Source organism: Lactobacillus agrestimuris, assembly GCF_943193025.1.
GTDB lineage: Bacteria > Bacillota > Bacilli > Lactobacillales > Lactobacillaceae > Lactobacillus > Lactobacillus agrestimuris.
In genome coordinates, this window is record NZ_CALPCQ010000029.1 from 1 (window position 1) to 20312 (window position 20312).

Below are 20312 nucleotides of genomic sequence, written 5' to 3' on the forward strand. Positions count from 1 at the left end.
GGAATTCCAGCAACGCCACCTTGGAATTCAGGTTTATCTGGTTGTGTTAATGGAATACCAGCAACGCCACCTTGGAACTCAGGTTTATCTGGTTGTGTTAATGGAATTCCGGCAACGCCACCTTGGAATTCAGGTTTATCTGGTTGAGTTAAAGGATCACCTGAAGTACTACCATTTACAATAATTGTGGCAGCCTTGGAAACGACCTCATCTTTATTAATTTGATAATGGTAAACAACTTTATAAGTTCCCATTGCTAAAGTTGGTACATTTTGACCTACAGGAACATCTTTATCAATTTGATTACCATTTGCGTCATATAAGTCATAAGTGTAATCACCAGTAGCCTTAAGATCTTTATTACCATCGTAGGCAGTGCCAAAGTAATCTGAGAAGTTTAAAGTATAAAAATCAATATTAGCCGATACGAGACTATCATTAGAATTCCAGCTATCTCCAGCCATTAAAGTTAAGTCTTTAGTATTAAAAATTTGTTGGAGTTGCGTATAAAGATCGATTTGATCAGCCTTATTAGCACTAAATGCTTGGTAATAATATGTTGGCCAAGCAGCTTCTTGACCGTTGTTGTTACTGATATTTACAGAGAAGCCATGATCTTTAGCAGCGTCAAAAATTTTATCTAGTTTAATAGTGTAATAACCATCAGTAAATAAAATACTACTTGGATCTTTGTGACCAATATTTACATAAGTGAAGTAGTCTTTGCCTAATTGTGGAATTGAAATATCAGCAATTGGTTCGTAGCTACGATTACCATCTTCATCAATTACTAAGTACATTGGAGTAATTGAACCTTTACCATTAATTTCATCTTCAATGGCCTTCATTGCAGCATAAGCAGGTAATTCAGAATAATAACTAACTGAACCGTTAGTAACTTTAAGATCACTATTGTCTGATTTTGCAGATAAAGAAATGGTATTTAAACGATTGTTGGATGGACCAATATCGTTTACGTTTTGCAAATCAGATTCAATTTGATCTAAGTTGCTAAGTTTTACCGGAATAGTTACTTTTCCAGTTTGACCTGATTGAAGAGATGCATCAACTTTAACCATAGTTACATGATTCCAATCAGAATCTGTCATTTGATCAGCAGTCTTATAAGTACCGTTAACGTAATAAGAAATATTATCGTTTGTGGTATTATTCCAATCTAACTGAATAGCTTTATCATGGTCTAAAACAGTTTGTACCTTATGGTTATCAGCGCTACCAACACTTGATAAGTTGAAAACTAAACTTTCATCATGAGAGATAAAACCGTTATTAGTAATTTGACCAGAAACGGTTAACTCACCATTATTTTCAGCCAAGTTGGAAATATTACCATCAGTTAAGCCATCAACTGTTAAATTAGTATCAGTGTAATCATTTGCATCACGGAAGTTTTCAGGACTTACTTGGATCTTAATTTCCTGACCATATTGTTTTTGTACGCGTTCCAGAAGTTGTTTTTGAGTATCAACAACTTTTAGTGGCACAATGATTGTAACAGTTTCTTTTGCTTTAAGAGTTCCTGTAGTTGAGAATCCACCAATTAATTCGGGGTTTTTAGCAATAATAGCTTTAGTTTCTGGACTACCATTAAAACCACTTGAACTACTGTTACCTGTGGCATAGTCCCAAGAAGCAATTGAAACATTACTATCAGTGTAATTACCACCAAAAGTAACTTCGCCATTAACTACTTTAACTCTAGAAGGATCGACTACAATTTGAGCACCTGTTCCACCATAGGCAGGAAGAACATACGAATTATTTGGCCAAGTTGTATTAATTTTTTGTTCTTGATCAGTATCATTAGTTAGAGTAAGCACCATGTCCAAATCTTTAGCAACAGGTTCATTGACTTGTACTGTATTAGCACTTGAAGATGAAGTTTGACCAGTGTACTTGTTTGTGGCAGTGACACTGATGATGCTGTGAATGTTATCAATTTGTTGACCGTTGCTTTCGGTACCAACTCCTTTAACTGCAGGGGCATTTTCTACTGCTTCATTTGATGGAGTATTAGGTACTTGTGCTTTATTTGTATCTTGAGCTTGAGTAGATTTGTTAGATTCTGCTGTTGCAGAGGTTTTAGAACTAACTGGAGTATTTGGATCAGCCTGAGTATCATCTTTTTGTGGATTTGACGATTCAACTTCAGCTTTTGGATTAATATTTGTAGTTGCTACACTAGCCTGATCATTATCATTAGTAGCTGCTTCAACGTGATTATTTGACACACCCATAAAGGTCAAACCAATTAAAACAGAAGCTACTCCAACTGTTAACTTTCTAATTGCAAAATGATTATTCTTTTCTTCTAATTTTCTTAATTTCTCTTGCTTATTATTCTTTGATAACATCCTAAATCACTCTCTTCAACTCTAAATAAACTTCAATTAATTTCTATAGTTTAGTATAACGCGTGTTATTTATCTGTCAATTGTCTCGCTTTATTTTTTAACGCAAAAATCAACTTCTAATAATACAAACTGATCGAAGCTAGTCTATATACCGTAACACCAATCATTTTTTCAAGTCTTGATCGCATCGATACTATTAGTACGACAATGCAGCTTAGATGTTTTAGATCAAAGAAAAAAAGCGAGCCATTCTGGCTCGCTTAACTCAAGGCACATTGTAAAACAATATGTGGACAGTTTCTGTTCACATCAGGCTTATCCAACATCAGCACTTCCCGTGCCTGCTATTAAAAGCAGATGTCCTCTATCTCAAAAATATCCGCATCTCGCGTTCTTTTCTCGACTCGTCTCTTATATTATAACCTGTTTCGGCGCTGTCTGTAAAATCTTTTACTCCGATAAAACATTTCAGTCACCATCGTTGAAAGCAAAATTCCAAGTGCAATTGCACAGGTTACAATTGCTACTCGCAAAATTGATGCTTCAGCTTCAAAGATATCACCATTGACTAAGGCTCTAACAGCCTGATAAGCTGGCACACCTGGTACAAGTGGGACAAGAGCCGGAATGTTGAAGACAGTAACCGGACATTTTTTCATTCGAGCAAAGAATAATCCCAAAATTCCAATGACAAATGCTCCTGACAAATTCGACAGCATTCGCCCCATCCCAGCGCGAGAAATAAACCAATAAACCATCCAGCCGATTGTTCCGCTAACCCCTGCTAAATGGAGGGCTCGACGAGGAACGTTGATAGTTAAAGCAAAGCCGACCGAAGCAATATAAGAAAAAGCAACATTGATAATAATTTCTAACCACAAAGGCATTTGTTACGCTCCCAAAAACTTAATCACGATTGCAACTCCACCGCCTAAGGCTAAGGCGGTAAGAGTTGCTTCGAAAATTCGTACAATTCCAGATAATAAATCACCCATAAATAAATCTCGCAAAGCGTTGGTAAAGGCCAAACCCGGAACCAAGGTCATCAAGGCTCCAATCAAGATATTATCGGTAATCATTTTCGGAAAAAGGTGAGTAATAGTAATCGTCACCAGTGCCATTACCATCGCTGCAATAAGCTCTGACAAAAAGCGGACTTTGGTAAAACGTTTAAAACCTACATATGCTAGGTACCCAAGTGCTCCAACGATCGCTGCAGCTGGAAAGTCCACCCAATCATAATTATCAATAAAGAGCACCATCAAAGTTGCACTTAGTGCTGCCGCTCCAATAACCTGAATCCACAATGGAAAAGCTGGCGTGTAATAAACTTCCGTAATTTTTCTCTTTAATTCATTAATTGTAATTTCTTTAGTCGCAAATCGACGTGATAATTCATTAACTCGATCTACCAATTCTAGGTTAATATTTCGATCACGAATTTGCTTCATTTGCGACAAGTCTCCTCCATCCAAACTCATGAAAACACAAGTTGGAGTTGCGAAAACTCGTGGATCCCTAATTCCAGCATTGCGAGCAATTCTAAGCATGGTATCTTCCACTCGGTACATCTCGCTTCCGCCTTCAATCATCAAGCGACCTGCTGTTAAACATATATCAAGTACTTCTTGATAGAATTCTGCATTTGGCTTATCCATTATTTTTTTACCTGATTAACTTAATTTTTCTAAATCTATTGTCTTGTCGACCCAATCTCCACGGAAGAAGTCACGTTCGTGAGAAACAATAATTACTCCACCTGGGAAATTTACGATTGCCTTTCTTAAAGCATCTTTAGTGTCATTATCAAGGTGGTTGGTTGGTTCATCTAGAAAAAGCAAATTTGCTGGTTCAAACTGCATCTTAGCCAGCTTAACCTTTTCCTGCTCCCCACCAGATAACTCCTTGAGCGGACTCATAGCCTGCTGAGCAGTTAACCCCATTCTAGCTAAGGCTTGACGGAGCTCCTTAGGCTTTTTACGCTCAAATTCTTCCTGCAAGTATTGTAGTGGTGTCATATTATTGTTGGGCCAAGTTAAATCCTGCTTGAAATAAGCAAGCTTGGCGGTTACTGATAAGTCGTATGAACCATAAATTGGCTTTAACTTGCCAAGTAAGGTCTTGAGCAAGGTAGTTTTACCAATTCCGTTAAAACCAGTAATAGCCACCTTTTCATTACCACCTACTGAAAAGTTAAAAGCTGATTTTACTAAGGCCTTATCATAACCAATTACTAAATCTTGTGTTTGCAAAAGCAAGTTAGAGGCAGTTGCCACATATGGAAATTCAAAGCGCGCCTTCTTATTATTCTTAGGCGGATTCAAAACATCCATCCGGTCAAGCTGCTTTTGACGCGATTTGGCACTTTTAGCACGAGTACCGGCCTTATTTTTACGGATATATGCTTCAGTTTTGGCGATTTTACGCTGCTGGTTGGCATAAGCCTTAAGGTAAGTTTCACGGTTTGCAGCTTTTTGCCTCATCGCTTGCTTAAGAGTTCCTGTATAGCGTGTAATAGTTCCAAAATCAATATCAATAATACAGTTGGTAATTCGTCCTAAGAAGTCATAATCGTGACTAACAACGATATATGCGCCTTCAAAGGCATTTAAATAATCCACTAACCAATCAATATGGGACACATCAAGATAGTTGGTAGGTTCATCTAAGACCAAAACATCTGGCGCTTGTAAAAGCAGTTTGGCCAAAATAATCTTGGAACGCTGACCACCAGATAATTTTGACACATCATGATCGTAGCCAAGTTCTGCTAAACCAAGTCCGGAAGCCACACGTTCAATTTCTGTATCAATATCATAGAAATTATTTTCTTCAAGGTAGGTTTGAATTTTCCCCGCCCTTTCAAGCAAATCTTCATTCCCGGTCTCGGAATATTTGAGATAAAGATCATTTAACTCTTTTTCTTTTTGAAAAAGCTTATCAAATGCCGTCTTTAAAAAGCCTTTGATGGTAACTCCTGGTGCTAATTTTGCATACTGGTCTAAGTAGCCAACATCAACTTTGTTTTGCCATTTAACCTGACCATTATCAGGAATAATCTCACCAATCAAAATATTAATCAAAGTTGATTTACCAACCCCATTTTGACCAGTGACCCCCATGTGATCTTCTTTATTTAAAACAAAATTTGCATCTTCATATAAGGTCTTATCAATAAAACCCTGACTTAAATCTTTTACTTCAAGTAAACTCAATTTTCTCTTTCCTTTTCATATTTTTGTAAAGCGTCTAAAACTCTTGGCCAATAGCGCTTGGGCAAAATTAATTGCAATTTATTATGGTAGATTGGGAAATCACTGGCCTTCATACCAGTAATCTTAGCAAGTTCTTGATCTGTTAATTTATATTTATAAACGATTCGCTTAATCTCCACACTAGCATGACCTCTAAAATATGAAACCACATAGAAAAAGATCGCAAAAATTCCGGCAACAATGATTGATAGCTGTAAATTCAACTTAAAGCTGTGAAGGCAAATGAAAATCACCGCAATAAAGGAAATTAAAGCTGAAATCACGCCGTAAATTACTGGAAAAAGTGTATTTTTCTTCATATAGAGACCTTCCCGTTATTAGTTCTATCTTTATATGATAATATCAAATCAGAAAAAAAGCGATGAACTAAGTCCATCACTTTTCGAAAAATATTATTTATTTGAATTTTAGTGGTATAAATCGAAACGACCAACAGCCATGGTTTCCTTAATACCACCAGTTTCCATCAATGACTTATCAACAATCATCTTCTTCATGATTGAAGCAAGTCGACCGCGGTAGTTGTGGCCAAGTGCGTATGCGGCAGCGTGGTTATCACCAACAGCTACAACTACGCCCAAGTCCTTGTAAGTATATTTAGCTGGACGATTCTTGCCTTTAATCCTTGCTGTCAAATCTTCTGCAGCGTAATCAGCCATTGAAAGAGCAAGTTGAGCGGTGTTAGGCCATGGCCATTTCTTGCCTGGAACCATTACAGATGAAACATCCCCTAATGAGTAAATTTCTTCATGGCCAGGAACAGTCAAGTGATCATCAACCATAATTCTGCCTCGACGTTGATCAAAGCCTGACTTAGCGATAACTGGACTACCGCTAAAGCCCATCATCCAAATCTTGGTATTAGCTTCAATCTTACGAGCTTCAGCATTTTCATCGTCATCATTCATCTTGTAGTAAATTGCATCAGCAGTTAACTTTTGAATCTTAGCTGGATTAATGATTTCAACACCAATATTCTTAATTAATTCCAAAGCATACTTAGTTTGGTTTTCGTCAAACATTGGAAGAAGTCTTGGAGAACCATCAAATGCATAAACCTTGATTTCATTTGGATCAATTCCGCCGGCCATTTTGGCAAAGCGTGGACGATTTTCTGCAATCGCAGTTGAAATTTCAATTGCTTGGAAACCACCACCACACATTACGATATTAAGTGCCTTTGGATCCTTAGTATCACGGTAATGTTTCATTTGTGCATAAATGTGATCACGAATTGCTAAAGCAGTGTCAACGCTGTGCATTGGCATACCAAATTCTTCTGCACCTTCGATACCAAAAGTACCTAAGACGAAGCCAAGACCTAAAATTAAGTAATCATATGAAAAATCATCATGGTTAGCTAATTTAACCTTCTTGTTTTCATAATCAATTAAAGTTACTTCATCTTGAATGAACTTAGTCATCTTGTCATTAAGTACATCAGCAAATGGATATGAGATCTTAGTGTATGACTTCTCACCAGCAATGATTTCTGGCAAACGCGTGGTTTCATAGTGGTATGAATTGTGATCTACTAAAACAATTTCAACTTTTTCCTTTAATTTCTTTTGTAAAAGAACGACACTCTTTAAGCCAGCGTATCCGCCACCTACTACAACAATCTTTTTCATGATAATTCTCCAATCTTTTTATTTAAAACAACATCCCTAAAAAATAGGTAACTAAATATGTTAACGAACCAACAAATAAAGTCTTCACTCCAGTAATAAAGGTTTCAGTCTTTACTTGTTTAGAAATTAATATTTTATTTTGTTTATAAACAAACGGTATAATAAGAACCGTTAACCAAACCGTCTTTGGCGCTAAGTTCAAAAACGGTAATAGAATAATAATCAAAAAGGCTAAAACATTCTTAATACTATAAGCTATTAAACCGCCCTTTACACCGATAAAGTGGATAATGGTAGTTCGATGATTATCTTCATCTTCTTGCGCATCACATAAATTATTATCCAAGAGCAAATTAGAGATCCACAATTCATCAGCTAAGGCTACGAGAAAGATTCTAATCACTGCTGGCCAATCCCAAGTAAAAGTTTGGTAGGTATTTATATAGACACTTAAAAAAACTATCATAAATCCCATTGTAAATCCCGAAGCTAGCTCTCCTAATGGTAAACTAGAAATAGGATGTGGACCAAACGAATAAAGATAACCAATGGCAAAACAGAAGATTCCCATCCATAAAACAGGAAGCCCTGCTTTTACTACTAGCCATATTCCCATCAATGCTGATATTACACTAAGGATGACAATTAATCCAAGAACAAGTCTTGGAGAAATATTTTCTCTACCAATAATATTAGTATTTGCTTGGTAACTTTTACTATCTGCGTGATAATAGTCACAGTAGTTATCAAACATATCTACCACCATATTGAAGAGGAACATCGCTATAAAAAATACTATAGCCAAGTCCCAATTTATATGATGATAATGATATACGCTATAACATAGCCCTAATAAGAAGGGAATTACACTTGCGGTTTTTGCCTTAATCTCGATTAATTCTAAAAATACGTTTAACGACATTTCCCTCACTTCCTTCCAAAGGATTGTTCTCAGTCACATTCACTTTCTATTATAAGGAATATATCTATGAAAAATTTAAATAAACCTTGGCAAAAATTGCCAATTATTAAAAACCAGCTAGATAAAGTAAATAAATGCATTCATGAAACCATTCAAACACCCTATCCTGAACTTCAGGAAGCCTTAACTCAAATGGCTGACAACGGTGGCAAATATTTACGTCCTAGTCTTTTGATCCTCTGCGCGAAAATTGCTAACGGCAGTAAGGATGTTTCTGAACAAATTATCAAATTGGCCAGCTCAATTGAAATCCTGCATATGGCCTGCTTAATTCATGATGACATTATCGATGACTCTGATGAACGCCGCGGTCAAGTCAGCATCCAAACCCGCTTTGGCAAAGATGTGGCCGTCTATGCTGGAGATCTTTTGTTCACTAACTTCTTTGACCTAATTCTTGCGACAGTTAACGAGCACCATTATATGGTCGAAAACGCCAAGGCCATGCGCCAGATTCTTTATGGTGAACTTGGTCAGATGGCTGAGCGTTTTAATATTAAGCAAACTTTTGAGCAATATATTGAACATGTTAGTGGTAAGACAGCTGCACTTTTTAGCTTAGCAGCTGAAGAAGGTGCATACTTTTCTAGCGGTAATGAAGAAATCGTTACTGCTTTAACTAACTTTGGTCATAATCTTGGAATTGCCTTTCAAATTGTTGATGACATTCTCGATTATAACGGTGGCAAGAATTTGAATAAACCAATTCTTGAAGACTTAGCAACTGGCGTTTACTCACTTCCACTTCTTTTAGCTTTACATGACGAAGATCTTGCTAAAAAGATTAAGCCAATTTTAGCTAAGAAGTATGAGATGACCACTGACGACATGGAAGAAGTTCAAAATCTCATCCTTAATAGTTCAATCATTGATCAAAGTCGCCAAATCGCTAAAGATTATACTGATAAGGCAATCTCAAGCCTTGATATTGTCCAAACTTGTCCTGAAAAAACTATCCTAGTTAAAATGACTAAGAAATTGTTAACCAGAACTATGTAAGGGGCTTTTGGGCAATATGAATTGCACCAGCTCCCCAAGTTAATTTAGTAATAGCTACATTCCTGAAGCCTTTTTGTTCAAGCAGATTCTTAAGCTGATCTGCGGACAAGAAGGCTTTACTTGTTTTAGACAAATATTGATAATCAGAAACTTGATTATGAGTTAATTTAGCAAAGTATGGAAAGATTTTAAAATATCCTTTCCAACCAAACTTAATTACCGGATTAGTAGGTTGAGACATTTCCAAGATTCCAAACTTACCACCAGGTTTTAAAACTCGTAAGGCTTCTGAAATTGTCTTTCCTGCATCAGGAACATTACGCAGTCCAAAGCAAATTGTGACGTAATCAAACGTATTATCCTTGAAAGGCAAGTTCATCGCATCACCTTTCACTAATCTAACTTTTTCACTTAGTCTTGCCTTTTTGATTTTAGGTAAGGCTAATCTCATCATTTCTTCGTTAAAATCAAGTCCGATCGCCATTCTCGTATGTCTTGCTAAATCCAATGTTGAATCACCAGTTCCGCAACATAGGTCAAGACATAAGGCATTGGATCGGAGTTTTAACTTATCTAAAAAAGCTCTACGCCATTTATTTTGCACACCTAAACTAACAAAATTATTCATTAAATCGTACTTAGGTGCAACTCGGGTAAAGAGATCATGAACCTCTTTTTCTGAAGTTTTATTTGTTAAAGCCATTTGATCACCTTACTCTATAAACCTTGATCAGCCCGCTTTAATTCTCGGAATCGTTCTGAATCTTCCCAAAGCTGACTTGGACTACCATTCATGGTAAGTTTACCATCTTCTAAGAAGATAACTTGATCCATTTGTTCAATTCCTTGTAAGTGGTGGGTAATCCAAATTAATGTTTTACCTTTTAATTGATCAAAAATAGTATTAATTACTGCTTGTTCAGTAATTGGATCAAGACCAACAGTAGGTTCATCAAGCAAGACAATCGGCGTATCTTTCAAAAGTACTCTAGCTAAGGCCAAACGGTGACGTTCACCACCAGAAAAGCGTAATCCGGCTTCTTCAACTTTAGTATTGATGCCATCTGGTAAAGCTTGAACCATTTGATCAAGACCAACACGGCGAAGAGCATCCCAAAGTTGATCGTCATTTGCAGCTTCATTACCAAGACGCAAGTTATTAGCAATCGTAGTATTGAACAAATATGGACTTTGGTTGATAACACTAAAGTAATTGGTGATTTGATCACCGAATTTGCTGGTATCAACTCCAGCTAAGGTGATTGAACCTTCGGTTGGAATCAAGTCCCCTCGCAGTAGAGATGCCATCGTCGACTTACCTGAACCACTTCGACCAAGAATAGCCAATTTTTCTCCAGGATTAATTGATAAATTAATTCCGTGTAAAATCTCTTTTTGGGTATGTGGATAAGTATAGTGGACATCTTTAAGATCCAAAGTAAGTGGACCAGAAAGTTTTATTGGTTCTTTCTTTTCATTCTTAGGTTGTGGCAATTCATTCAGACGTACCAAAGAATCCTGGTAAATATTGGTTTCTTCTGCCGCTGCAGGAAGTCCTGCAAAAGCTTCCACAAGTGGAAAAACTGCTAAAACAAAGGCCGCAATCCAGTTACTTGCTTCGCTTTGATGTCCACCAAACTTAGCTGCACCCCAAATTATTAGGCTAACCACAACTAGTAAGAACAACATTTGCATCAAGAAATCACGCAAGTGTTCAAACTTTTTCATCTTGTAGTTAATTTCTGTTAACTTCCGGGCGTTATCCACATGAAGATCCAAATAGCCTTTTCCGCGTCCTGATAAAACCCAGTCGTTAACTCCCATCACATCATCAGTTAAATCAACATAAAGTTGATCTTGGAGCTGCTTTTTGTAACTTTGACGAGCACCATTAATCAGAACTGACCAGATTGGAATTGCAAAAATCATCAAGCCGTACAAAACTAGCATACAGATTCCCATAAAAGGTGATATAACCCCAATTCCGATCACGATAATGGCATATAATCCCCAGGCCACAAACATTGGAAAGATTGTTCTGAGATATAAATTTTGGATGTGACTAATATCATCTGATAAAAGTCCCAAGATATCCCCAAGTTGATATTTACTGTTGAAAAATACTGCATCATTTTCAAGTGAGTCATAAAGTCTTTGACGAAGCTTAGAAGTCATCTTTAAAACCCAATTGTGACTAACTAATCTTTCAAAATATTGAATAGTTGGTCGTCCAATTCCGAATGCTCTAGTTAAAACAATTGGAACATAAATCAGCAAAATATTCTCTGGAATTGTAGCGGCTTTACTAATCAAATAGCCAGCACAGAACATCAATCCCCCAGCACAAAAGAAAGTTAGCACTCCAAGGAAAATCGCAAGAATTAAGGTCTTCTTATATTGCTTGAGAAAAGGACGAACCCAACGATCATGCTTCAATGCTTTTATAATCGGTATTTTATTTAACATCCTTTTCACCTCTCATTTCCTGTGTTAATTGTGTGAAGTAACCATGCTTGGCATCAAGTTCTTCATAAGTTCCTTGTTCAACTAATTCACCATGGTTCATAACTAAGATGTAGTCCATCTGTCTAAGCCAATGCAAACGGTGAGTTGCAAACAAGATCAAACGATTTTCCATCAATGGAATCATCCGCTTCTTCAAGTCAATTTCAGTTTCAATATCCAAGTGAGCAGTTGGTTCATCGAAAATCATGACGCGGCGCTGTTTATCTAAGAAAGCACGAGCAAGCGCGATTCTTTGCGCCTGACCACCTGAAAGGACACGTTTTCCTTGACCAATAACAGTATCAAGGCCATCTGGCAAATCTGCTAGCAAGTCATCAAGTCCCATTACATCGATCGCCTTTTTAATTTCCTCATCACTTGCATCTGGTGTATAGAACTTAATATTATCTCTCAAGCTGGCTGTAAAAATATATGGATTCTGCGGAATATAAATCAATTGTTTATGCCAATCAGGAATATTCAAAGTTGTAGTCTCTTGTCCCTGGATTTCAACTTTTCCCTCATTCGGAGTCAAAAATCCGCTGAGTAGGTTAATTAATGAACTCTTTCCTGAACCACTCATTCCGATAATTCCAACTTTTTCATATCCTTTAAGATTAACATTAATTGGACCGATTTCAGTTCCTTTTGGATAAGCAAAGCGAAGGTTATTAACCTTCAATTGATCATCTTCTGACCAAGTAGTAATAGCTACATCTTCACTTTTTTCTTTTGGCGCTTTAATTAATTCACTAATTCTTTGGAAGGCATTTTTACCATTCAAAGTAGCGTGGAAATCACTTGCGAAGTTTCTAATTGGTAAGAAGAATTCCGGTGCCAAGATTAAAATTCCTAAGGCAGGGAAAAGTGAAATTTTACCATTTAATAAGGCTAAACCTAAGTAAACAGCCACGATGGCAATTGATAAAGTTGTAAAGAAGTCCAAGGCAAAAGTTGAAAGCATCGCTACTCTTAAAACAGCCATAGTCTTCTTTCTAAAGCCTTCACTCAAAGTAAAAATACTATGTGAATAGCGTTTACTCAAACCTAAGTACTTCAAGGTATCAATCCCTCGCAAAGAATCGATAAAGTTATTTGAAAGCACTTGGAAATTACCAAATTGCTTAATTGCTTTATCTTGCGCTGCCTTACCTAAAATAATCATGAATAGCACAATTAATGGATACATAATCATCAAGATAAGAGCTGATTGCCAGTTAAGGAACAGCATTGCTACAAAGACAAAGACTGGCACAATCATCAATGTAAAGACTTTACTAAATACTAACTTGATATACTGACTAACTTCTTCAATCCCATCAAGTGACATGGTAATTAAACTACCAGTACCTTGACGTTGAACTAACGCTTGTCCTTCATCAAATACTTTAGTCAGTAATTGATTTCTTAGATCTTCAGTCACCTTACTTGAATATTTTTCAAGCTGATGATTGTTATAAATATCAATCAATTGTCTTCCAGTGAAGCAAAGCGCAAAAGTAAGTAATAAAAGCCAGTCAATGGCATATCCTCGCCATAATTTTGTTAAAACTGCACTTAGTGCATAAGCCTGTCCAATAATTAAAAAGGCCTGCAGAACCTCAAGTACTGCAAGCCTTTTTGCAATTGAACTAGCACCCGCAATTTGAAATAGATGTCGATCAATCATAAATTTAATATTCTCCTGATACTTCACCTACTGCAGGCATTTCGATACGCTTACGGAAAATGTAGTAAGCCCAAATTGTGTAAGCTAATACACATGGTACCAAAATTACAGTTGCAATAGTCATCACAATCAAAGTGTAGTGTGATGATGAAGCAGTGTTAATTAATAAGTCATACTTGCTACTAATTGATGAAATCATTACACGTGGGAATAAACCACAGAAGATCAATGCAACAAGTGAAATCAACGTTAAACCACTAAATGAGAATGCCCAACCTTGGCGATTCTTAAATGAAGCAACATGTGCTGCAATTGAGAAACCAACAATTAATACCAAGCAAAGAATAGTTAAAATTGGGTGAACTTCGATGAAGTCAGTTTGGAACAATAAAAGAAGTGCAAAGACTACTTCACCAACGTAAAGTACCCAGTAAAGTGCTTGAGCATAATTTTGAGCACGTTCTGAAACAGGTCCAGTGGTTTTTAATGCTAAGTAGTTTAAACCGTGAAGATAAGTAAGCAAAGTTAATGCGATACCACCAACAACTGAGAACCAATTAAAGTAATCGAAGAAACTTGCTGAAATGTTACCTGCAGCGTCAATTGGCATACCCTTAATCATTGAGATGAACATTACACCCAAGAAAAATGGAGCCATGAAACTACCAATTGTTAAAGTCCAGTCCCAGAATCTCTTATGGCCATCTGAGCTGTTTGCGCGGAATTCGAATGAAACACCACGGATAATCAAACCAACTAAGATAAGCAAAAGAATTAAATAGTAACCTGAGAATAAAGTTGCATACCAGAATGGGAATGATGCAAACATTGCACCACCAGCAGTAATTAACCAAACTTCATTACCATCCCATACAGGTCCAATTGAGCGAACAATTTGTGTTTTTTCACGTTCATTGTGTCCTAAAGTTTCAACGGCCATTCCGACACCATAGTCGAAACCGTCTAAGAAGAAGAAACCTGAGAATAAGACACCAATTAAAACGAACCAAAGAATTTGTAAAAATTCCATTTAGAAGGCCCCCTTTGCAAATGGGTCTGTAGCAACATCATCAGTGATTTCGTCAGGATCCTTACGCAATACTTTTACAACTAAAGCAATCATAACAATTGCTAAGAATGTAAATAAGCAGAAGTAAACGATATTTGATGTCAATAATGATGCGACAGATACGTTTGGTGACACACTTTGTGCAGTAGTAAATAAACCGTAAACGGTCCATGGTTGACGACCTAATTCAGTAATTAACCAACCTGCAGTATTAACAAGGAATGGTGAGAAGGTCAAAATACCTAATACCCAAAGTGTCCACTTATGCTTGTAAAGGTATCCTGAACTCTTACGTATCATGAACAAGCCGATAATTGCAACTAAGAACAATAATCCACCAAATCCTGCCATTAATCTAAATGAGTAGAATAAAGTGTTAGATGATACATAATAGTCCATCTTTTTTCCATCGATCTTAGTACCGTATCTCTTTTCAAATTCAGCATTAACTTCCTTCATACCCTTAACAGCACCAGTTGTCTTGTGGTAAGAAAGAATACTCAAAAGATCTGGAATATCAATGTTATGTGATACTTCGTGAGTCTTTGGATCAGTGTAAGCTACGATTGACCAAGGAGCTTTATTACCGGTAGTGGTTCCAACTCCTTCCATTGCCGCAAACTTCATTGGTTGTTCAGAAACGAGGTAACGAGTTTGGAAGTCACCAGCGATAATTTCACAAGCTGAGAAAATAAGCATTAAGATAAGTCCGAGCTTAATAGTCTTGTGATAAATATTCTTATTAGCGTCTGACAACTTACGCTTCTTAAGAAGTTGGAAAGCAGCAAGACCAGTAAAGACTACTGAACCAGTTAACAATGCACCAAAGATTACGTGACTGTATTCATACATCAATTGTGGATTGGTTAAAAGTGCACCGAAGTTAGTCATAACAGCACGGCCACCCTTAATTCCGAATCCAACTGGGTGTTGCATGAATGAGTTGGCAGTTAAAATCCAGAAAGCTGAGGTCAATGTACCGAATACAACCATCCAGATAAAGAACAAGTGAAGTCCTTTACCAACCTTGTTCCAAGTAAACATCCATAAACCAATAAATGTAGATTCAATGAAGAATGACAAAAGTGCTTCAAATGCAAGTGGAGCACCAAAGATATCTCCCATAAATCTTGAGTAATCCGACCAGTTCATACCGAATTGAAATTCTTGGATAAGTCCTGTAACTACCCCCACAGCAAAACTCAAAAGAAATACCTTTCCCCAGAATTTCGTCATCTTTTTATAGTCAGGATTGCCAGTATGAACATACATGGATTCCATAATTGCAACAACAAATACTGTACCAATTGAAAACGGTACAAAGAAAAAGTGAAAGACTGTTGTCATCGCAAATTGGAATCTTGCTAAATCAACAATATTCATATTTACGCCTCCATAGAACTAAACGTTCCTTATTTGATAACAGATATTATTAAATTAACACTTTCAGTGTACATCTAGCGCTAACTTCTTGCAATACAGCAAGTTATACGCTTTCAATAGCGTTATCTTATTTTTTATTTAGTTCCTACTTTTAATTATAGCTTTCTGAGTCAGAATAGCGAATATTTCGATTTATATCTGTGTATAAGCTAATATTTTCACCATAATGTGAATATAAAGCACATTTTTCCTTGTCATAAATCCAAATAATTATTTAAGAAAAAAACTTTAAAAAAGCTTAATTTTCTTTACTGGTTATTAAATAATTCAGAAAATTATGCAGATAAAAAAGGTCCGAATATAAATTCAGACCTTTGTATACTATTTAAATATATTAAACCAATTATTGTTATTAGACGATGTTTGACTACTACTACTTGAACTTGAATCAGACGAAGTCTGATTATTGAAATCTGATTTACTTTCAGGAGTATCAGAATCGCTGTTAAAGATTTGATAATTCATGAAAGCATCAGGATCATCCCACTTCAAGTGATTTTGTTCATCATTCAAACGATTCTGACGAGTTTCTTCGTTATTCAATGTTTCTGTCTGTAAGCCTAAATTCTTACGGATCTTGTTTGATTTCTTTTGTAATTCTTTAGTTGAAGCAACCTGAATAGATGAACCATCAATCCAAGCATCATGACCTTGAATATAACCACTATCAATATTCTTCATACATCCACGATAATTCAGGGCCAAAGCCATCATGTCATTGAATGATAAATTAGTTTTAACATATTTATTGAAGATTTCTGCTAACTTACGGTAATTAGACAAAGTATTAACTGACATTGCCTTATGTGCTACGGCCTCAATGACCTGACGTTGACGCATTTGACGACCATAGTCACCACGCGGATCTTCTTTTCTCATTCGAACATAGGCAACGGCATGTCGACCATTTAAATGCTGCTTACCTTTGTGGAAATCATTCCAGTCATAACTAAAGTCAAATGGAACATCAACATCTACCCCACCTACAGCATTTACTAAACTTTTTAAAGCTTTCATATTAACTTCAAGATAGTAATCAATTGGAACATTTAAAAGATCAGTAATGGTTGCCATTGATGCCTTATGACCACCTATTTCATATGCAGAGTTAACCCTGAACATATAATATTTATTACCGGGATCACCCTTAATGTCAGCTAAGGTATCACGTGGAATCGAGGTCATCGTAGTTTTATTTTTATCTGGGTTCAAACTGGCTAAAATCAAAGTATCTGAATTACCTTGATCATGACGGCCCTCAATTCCCTGGTCAACCCCAAGTACCAAAACTGAAATTGGTTTTCTAGCCAAAATCTTAGCTGAGGTGGCTGTATTATTACCGTTATTACCATCAATTGCACTATGAATTGAAAAGTACATATGGGCCGCCCAGGCAACCGAAAATCCAACCGCTAATATAGCTACTAATCCAATGATTCGAGCAACCATATTGCCTGGCTTCACATTAGCTTCTGATGCAGCAAAAATACGGTTACGGCGTAAATTTAATGATGATCTTCTATTTCGATATTCTTCTCTTCGCTTTGGAGTTTGGTCCATTATTAATTTCTCGTTTCCCTTCGAACTATATCTAATTGTATTATTTGTAACACTTTTTTCACGACTATGGAATGTTATTGCGAGAATTTTTAAAATAAATTATTTTTTGTCTTTTTTCAATTATACTACTAATATTAAAGATAATATTTTTACAAAAGGAGAACGATTATGGCAATTCCAACTAGAAATGAAGTCCCCGAAGAACTTACTTGGGATTTAACCCGTATTTTTAAAGATGATCAAGAATGGGAAAATGCTTACGATAATATCCAAAATGATCTTGAAGATTTAGCCGACCTTAAAAAGACTCTTACTCAATCTGGTCATGACCTCTATTCCAGCTTAACCCAAATATTGGCCGTTAAGCGCAGACTTGAAAATGTTTATGTCTATGCAACCATGTCTAGTGATGTTGACACATCCAACTCACACTACTTGGGCTATGCTACCAAAGCGCAAACTTTAGCTAGTCAATTCGAGGCGGTTACTGCCTTCCTTAATCCAGAAATCTTGAGCATTCCTGAAGACAAACTTGCACAATTTGAACAAGAAGAGCCGCGTCTCAAGGAATATCAACACTTAATTGATCAAATTACCAGCAAGCGTCCACATACTTTACCAGCTAGTGAAGAAAAAATTATTGCCGACGCTCAAAATGCTATGAGCAGTTCAGAAAACACTTTTAACGTCTTAACCAACTCTGACATGGAATATGGCTATGTTATGGATGAAAATGGCGAAATGGTTCAATTATCTGATGGTCTATATTCATTATTAATTCAATCTCAAGATCGCCGCATTCGTAAAAATGCATTTGATGTAATGTACGCAAGCTATGGTCAATTTGAAAATTCTCTTGCCTCAACTTTGTCAGGAGTAGTTAAATCACATAACTTTAATGCTCGCATGCACCACTACGATTCAGCCAAAGATGCCTCACTTGCTGAAAATGGTGTTCCAAGTATTGTTTACGATACTTTAATTAAAGAAGTAAACAGTCACCTTGATCTTTTACACCGCTATGTTGCTCTTCGCAAGAAGATCCTTGGCCTAAAAGATCTCCAAATGTGGGATATGTATGTACCACTAACAGGTGAACCTACTCTTTCATATAATTATGAAGAAGCAAAAAAGCAAGCTACTGAGGCCTTAAAACCACTTGGTGAGGATTATTTGAAGCATGTTGACTATATCTTCAATAATCGCGTAATTGACGTTGTAGAAACCAAAAACAAAGTTACTGGTGCTTATTCTGGTGGTGCCTATGATACTGATCCATACGAATTATTAAACTGGGAAGATAACCTCGATTCGCTTTACACTCTAGTTCATGAAACTGGTCACTCAATGCACTCTTGGTACACACGCAATTTCCAACCTTATGTCTACGGCGATTATCCAATTTTCGTGGCAGAAATTGCCTCAACTACTAATGAGAACATCTTAACTGAATACTTCTTAGATCATATTACTGATCCACAAACACGTGCTTTTGTACTTAACCATTATCTTGATTCATTTAAGGGAACACTTTTCCGTCAAACGCAATTTGCGGAATTTGAACAATTCATCCATGAAGCAGATGCACAAGGCGAACCGTTAACTGCTGATATCTTAGATGAATTCTATGGTAAATTAAACCAACGCTACTATGGTCCAAGTGTTGAAGAAGGCGGCGATATTGCTAAAGAATGGTCAAGAATTCCGCACTTCTACTACAACTTCTATGTATATCAATACGCTACTGGCTTTGCAGCAGCAACTGCTCTTGCCAATAAAGTTGTTCATGGTGACACTTCAGATCGTGAAGCTTATATTAACTATCTCAAATCAGGTTCAAGCGATTACCCAACAGAAATTATCAAGCGCGCTGGTGTAGATATGACTAAGCCTAACTACTTAGAAGATGCATTTAAGACTTTTGAAAAGCGTCTTGATGAATTCGAAAGTTTAATTAAACGCTAAAATGAGTTGACTTAATAGGCGACAAAATATATAACAGTATGTGGAAAGTAAAATTTCTCACATCACATTTAACCATTCCAAGTTGGGATGGTTTTTTTGTCATTTTTAATAAAAAAACTTTCATTTTTCTCCCATTCCATGATTTAATAAAGGTGTAAGGTTAAGGGAGGGATCAACTATGAGCAATAAAAAATTAATAACTACCCTCGCAACCCTTTTCGCCCTATTAGGTGTCGGTGCATTAACTTCAAAGCCTGCTGATGCAGCAAGTTATGGAAGAATTGGTCACGTTGTTACTCCTGTTAATATGCGCGGAAAATGGGTATATTCTGGTAGTAATATGTTAGGTCAAAAGCACTATAAAAAATATAAGGTTATTATTAGTAAGCATCACGTTAATGGCATCAAGCTTTATCAAGCTAATTCTAAAGTCACTAGTAAGTATGCTTCTAACTATAAGAAATATCATTTTATCATTGATCAAACCATGAACTGGGGAAACGCTACTATCTTCAACAAAGATGGAATTCAATGGCTAAATGTTAATGGTTGGACAGCTGGAGCTGGTAACGGTACTTACTATGGTTTAGTTAATAGATCATTTGATGGTAAGACTGAACCTACTCTTGCAATTGCAGTTGGCTATAAACCAACCATTGTTGCATATGCTCGTCGGGTTTCAAAACCGATTCATCATTATGGTGAAATCACTAGAACTGATTTACCTAACTAATAAAAGTCAATAAAAAAGGATTCAGAAAATGAAGTGCCATAGAAAAGTTAGACACTTTATAAAAATTTAAACATTTGATAATACACGATTTCTGTATTTTACAGGA

The 20312-nt window shown here is 36.4% G+C and carries 16 protein-coding genes and 1 pseudogene; 4 read left to right on the top strand and 13 right to left on the bottom strand.

Annotated elements, in window-relative coordinates:
- Positions 1 to 2375: YSIRK-type signal peptide-containing protein (locus tag NFR82_RS07970; RefSeq protein ID WP_251717763.1), on the bottom strand; the 2375-nt coding region annotated here is incomplete at its 3' end.
- A 150-nt stretch (positions 2376 to 2525) separates the two neighbouring features.
- Here NFR82_RS07970 and NFR82_RS07975 point away from each other — a divergent pair.
- A pseudogene (locus tag NFR82_RS07975) lies at positions 2526 to 2615 on the top strand (energy-coupling factor transporter transmembrane component T family protein); the annotation flags it as partial.
- 176 nt (positions 2616 to 2791) lie between these two features.
- Here the strand turns inward: NFR82_RS07975 and NFR82_RS07980 are convergent.
- The 6 genes from NFR82_RS07980 to NFR82_RS08005 form a co-directional block, all read right to left on the bottom strand.
- Positions 2792 to 3262 (bottom strand): threonine/serine exporter family protein, encoded by a 471-nt coding sequence (locus NFR82_RS07980; RefSeq protein ID WP_251717764.1) that lies wholly within the window; start codon positions 3260 to 3262, stop codon positions 2792 to 2794.
- A 3-nt stretch (positions 3263 to 3265) separates the two neighbouring features.
- Complete coding sequence (locus NFR82_RS07985) at positions 3266 to 4033, bottom strand: threonine/serine exporter family protein (RefSeq protein WP_420908765.1); 768 nt, start codon at positions 4031 to 4033, stop codon at positions 3266 to 3268.
- A gap of 15 nt (positions 4034 to 4048) precedes the next feature.
- Entirely contained in the window at positions 4049 to 5590 is a 1542-nt protein-coding gene (locus tag NFR82_RS07990) for an ABC-F family ATP-binding cassette domain-containing protein (RefSeq protein ID WP_251717765.1), read from the bottom strand.
- Positions 5587 to 5949: a hypothetical protein gene (locus NFR82_RS07995; protein WP_251717766.1), complete on the bottom strand. Its 363-nt coding sequence runs from the start codon at positions 5947 to 5949 to the stop codon at positions 5587 to 5589. The genes NFR82_RS07990 and NFR82_RS07995 overlap by 4 nt, the downstream gene beginning before the upstream one ends.
- 108 nt (positions 5950 to 6057) lie before the next feature.
- Complete coding sequence (locus tag NFR82_RS08000; RefSeq protein ID WP_251717767.1) at positions 6058 to 7281, bottom strand: NAD(P)/FAD-dependent oxidoreductase; 1224 nt, start codon at positions 7279 to 7281, stop codon at positions 6058 to 6060.
- Between the two features lie 22 nt (positions 7282 to 7303).
- A complete protein-coding gene (locus NFR82_RS08005; protein WP_251717768.1) occupies positions 7304 to 8203 on the bottom strand; it encodes a prenyltransferase in 900 nt (299 codons plus the stop codon).
- Between the two features lie 66 nt (positions 8204 to 8269).
- Between NFR82_RS08005 and NFR82_RS08010 the strand changes: the two genes are divergently transcribed.
- Positions 8270 to 9262, top strand: a complete 993-nt coding sequence (locus NFR82_RS08010) for a polyprenyl synthetase family protein (protein WP_251717769.1) — start codon at positions 8270 to 8272, stop codon at positions 9260 to 9262.
- On the opposite strand, the gene ubiE is transcribed toward NFR82_RS08010, so the two are convergent.
- The 6 genes from ubiE to NFR82_RS08040 all read right to left on the bottom strand — a co-directional run bounded on the left by ubiE (position 9255) and on the right by NFR82_RS08040 (position 17508).
- Positions 9255 to 9965, bottom strand: coding sequence for a bifunctional demethylmenaquinone methyltransferase/2-methoxy-6-polyprenyl-1,4-benzoquinol methylase UbiE (ubiE, locus tag NFR82_RS08015; protein ID WP_251717770.1), 711 nt, complete (start codon positions 9963 to 9965; stop codon positions 9255 to 9257). The genes NFR82_RS08010 and ubiE overlap by 8 nt on opposite strands.
- 14 nt (positions 9966 to 9979) lie before the next feature.
- The gene (gene cydC, locus NFR82_RS08020) at positions 9980 to 11728 is read right to left on the bottom strand and encodes a thiol reductant ABC exporter subunit CydC (protein ID WP_251717771.1); all 1749 of its coding nucleotides are present in this window, start codon (positions 11726 to 11728) and stop codon (positions 9980 to 9982) included.
- Positions 11718 to 13436, bottom strand: coding sequence for a thiol reductant ABC exporter subunit CydD (gene cydD, locus NFR82_RS08025; RefSeq protein WP_251717772.1), 1719 nt, complete (start codon positions 13434 to 13436; stop codon positions 11718 to 11720). Before cydD ends, cydC begins: the two co-directional genes overlap by 11 nt.
- A 4-nt stretch (positions 13437 to 13440) precedes the next feature.
- A complete protein-coding gene (gene cydB, locus NFR82_RS08030; RefSeq protein WP_251717773.1) occupies positions 13441 to 14466 on the bottom strand; it encodes a cytochrome d ubiquinol oxidase subunit II in 1026 nt (341 codons plus the stop codon).
- On the bottom strand, positions 14467 to 15888 hold the full coding sequence (locus NFR82_RS08035; RefSeq protein WP_251717774.1) for a cytochrome ubiquinol oxidase subunit I: 1422 nt from the start codon (positions 15886 to 15888) through the stop codon (positions 14467 to 14469). It lies immediately after the preceding gene.
- Between the two features lie 381 nt (positions 15889 to 16269).
- A complete protein-coding gene (locus NFR82_RS08040; protein ID WP_251717775.1) occupies positions 16270 to 17508 on the bottom strand; it encodes an LCP family protein in 1239 nt (412 codons plus the stop codon).
- 168 nt (positions 17509 to 17676) lie between these two features.
- Between NFR82_RS08040 and pepF the strand changes: the two genes are divergently transcribed.
- Entirely contained in the window at positions 17677 to 19473 is a 1797-nt protein-coding gene (gene pepF, locus NFR82_RS08045) for an oligoendopeptidase F (RefSeq protein WP_251717776.1), read from the top strand.
- A gap of 178 nt (positions 19474 to 19651) precedes the next feature.
- Positions 19652 to 20206, top strand: coding sequence for a hypothetical protein (locus tag NFR82_RS08050; RefSeq protein WP_251717777.1), 555 nt, complete (start codon positions 19652 to 19654; stop codon positions 20204 to 20206).
- The last annotated feature ends 106 nt before the right edge of the window (positions 20207 to 20312 follow it).

What these genes read in the sequence shown, in the direction of transcription:
- NFR82_RS07980 (WP_251717764.1), bottom strand. Translation starts at nt 3,262, where the DNA reads ATGCCTTTGTGGTTAGAAATTATTATCAATGTTGCTTTTTCTTATATT.
- NFR82_RS07985 (WP_420908765.1), bottom strand. Translation starts at nt 4,033, where the DNA reads ATGGATAAGCCAAATGCAGAATTCTATCAAGAAGTACTTGATATATGT.
- NFR82_RS07995 (WP_251717766.1), bottom strand. Translation starts at nt 5,949, where the DNA reads ATGAAGAAAAATACACTTTTTCCAGTAATTTACGGCGTGATTTCAGCT.
- NFR82_RS08000 (WP_251717767.1), bottom strand. Translation starts at nt 7,281, where the DNA reads ATGAAAAAGATTGTTGTAGTAGGTGGCGGATACGCTGGCTTAAAGAGT.
- NFR82_RS08005 (WP_251717768.1), bottom strand. Translation starts at nt 8,203, where the DNA reads ATGTCGTTAAACGTATTTTTAGAATTAATCGAGATTAAGGCAAAAACC.
- NFR82_RS08010 (WP_251717769.1), top strand. Translation starts at nt 8,270, where the DNA reads ATGAAAAATTTAAATAAACCTTGGCAAAAATTGCCAATTATTAAAAAC.
- ubiE (WP_251717770.1), bottom strand. Translation starts at nt 9,965, where the DNA reads ATGGCTTTAACAAATAAAACTTCAGAAAAAGAGGTTCATGATCTCTTT.
- cydC (WP_251717771.1), bottom strand. Translation starts at nt 11,728, where the DNA reads ATGTTAAATAAAATACCGATTATAAAAGCATTGAAGCATGATCGTTGG.
- cydD (WP_251717772.1), bottom strand. Translation starts at nt 13,436, where the DNA reads ATGATTGATCGACATCTATTTCAAATTGCGGGTGCTAGTTCAATTGCA.
- cydB (WP_251717773.1), bottom strand. Translation starts at nt 14,466, where the DNA reads ATGGAATTTTTACAAATTCTTTGGTTCGTTTTAATTGGTGTCTTATTC.
- NFR82_RS08035 (WP_251717774.1), bottom strand. Translation starts at nt 15,888, where the DNA reads ATGAATATTGTTGATTTAGCAAGATTCCAATTTGCGATGACAACAGTC.
- NFR82_RS08040 (WP_251717775.1), bottom strand. Translation starts at nt 17,508, where the DNA reads ATGGACCAAACTCCAAAGCGAAGAGAAGAATATCGAAATAGAAGATCA.
- pepF (WP_251717776.1), top strand. Translation starts at nt 17,677, where the DNA reads ATGGCAATTCCAACTAGAAATGAAGTCCCCGAAGAACTTACTTGGGAT.
- NFR82_RS08050 (WP_251717777.1), top strand. Translation starts at nt 19,652, where the DNA reads ATGAGCAATAAAAAATTAATAACTACCCTCGCAACCCTTTTCGCCCTA.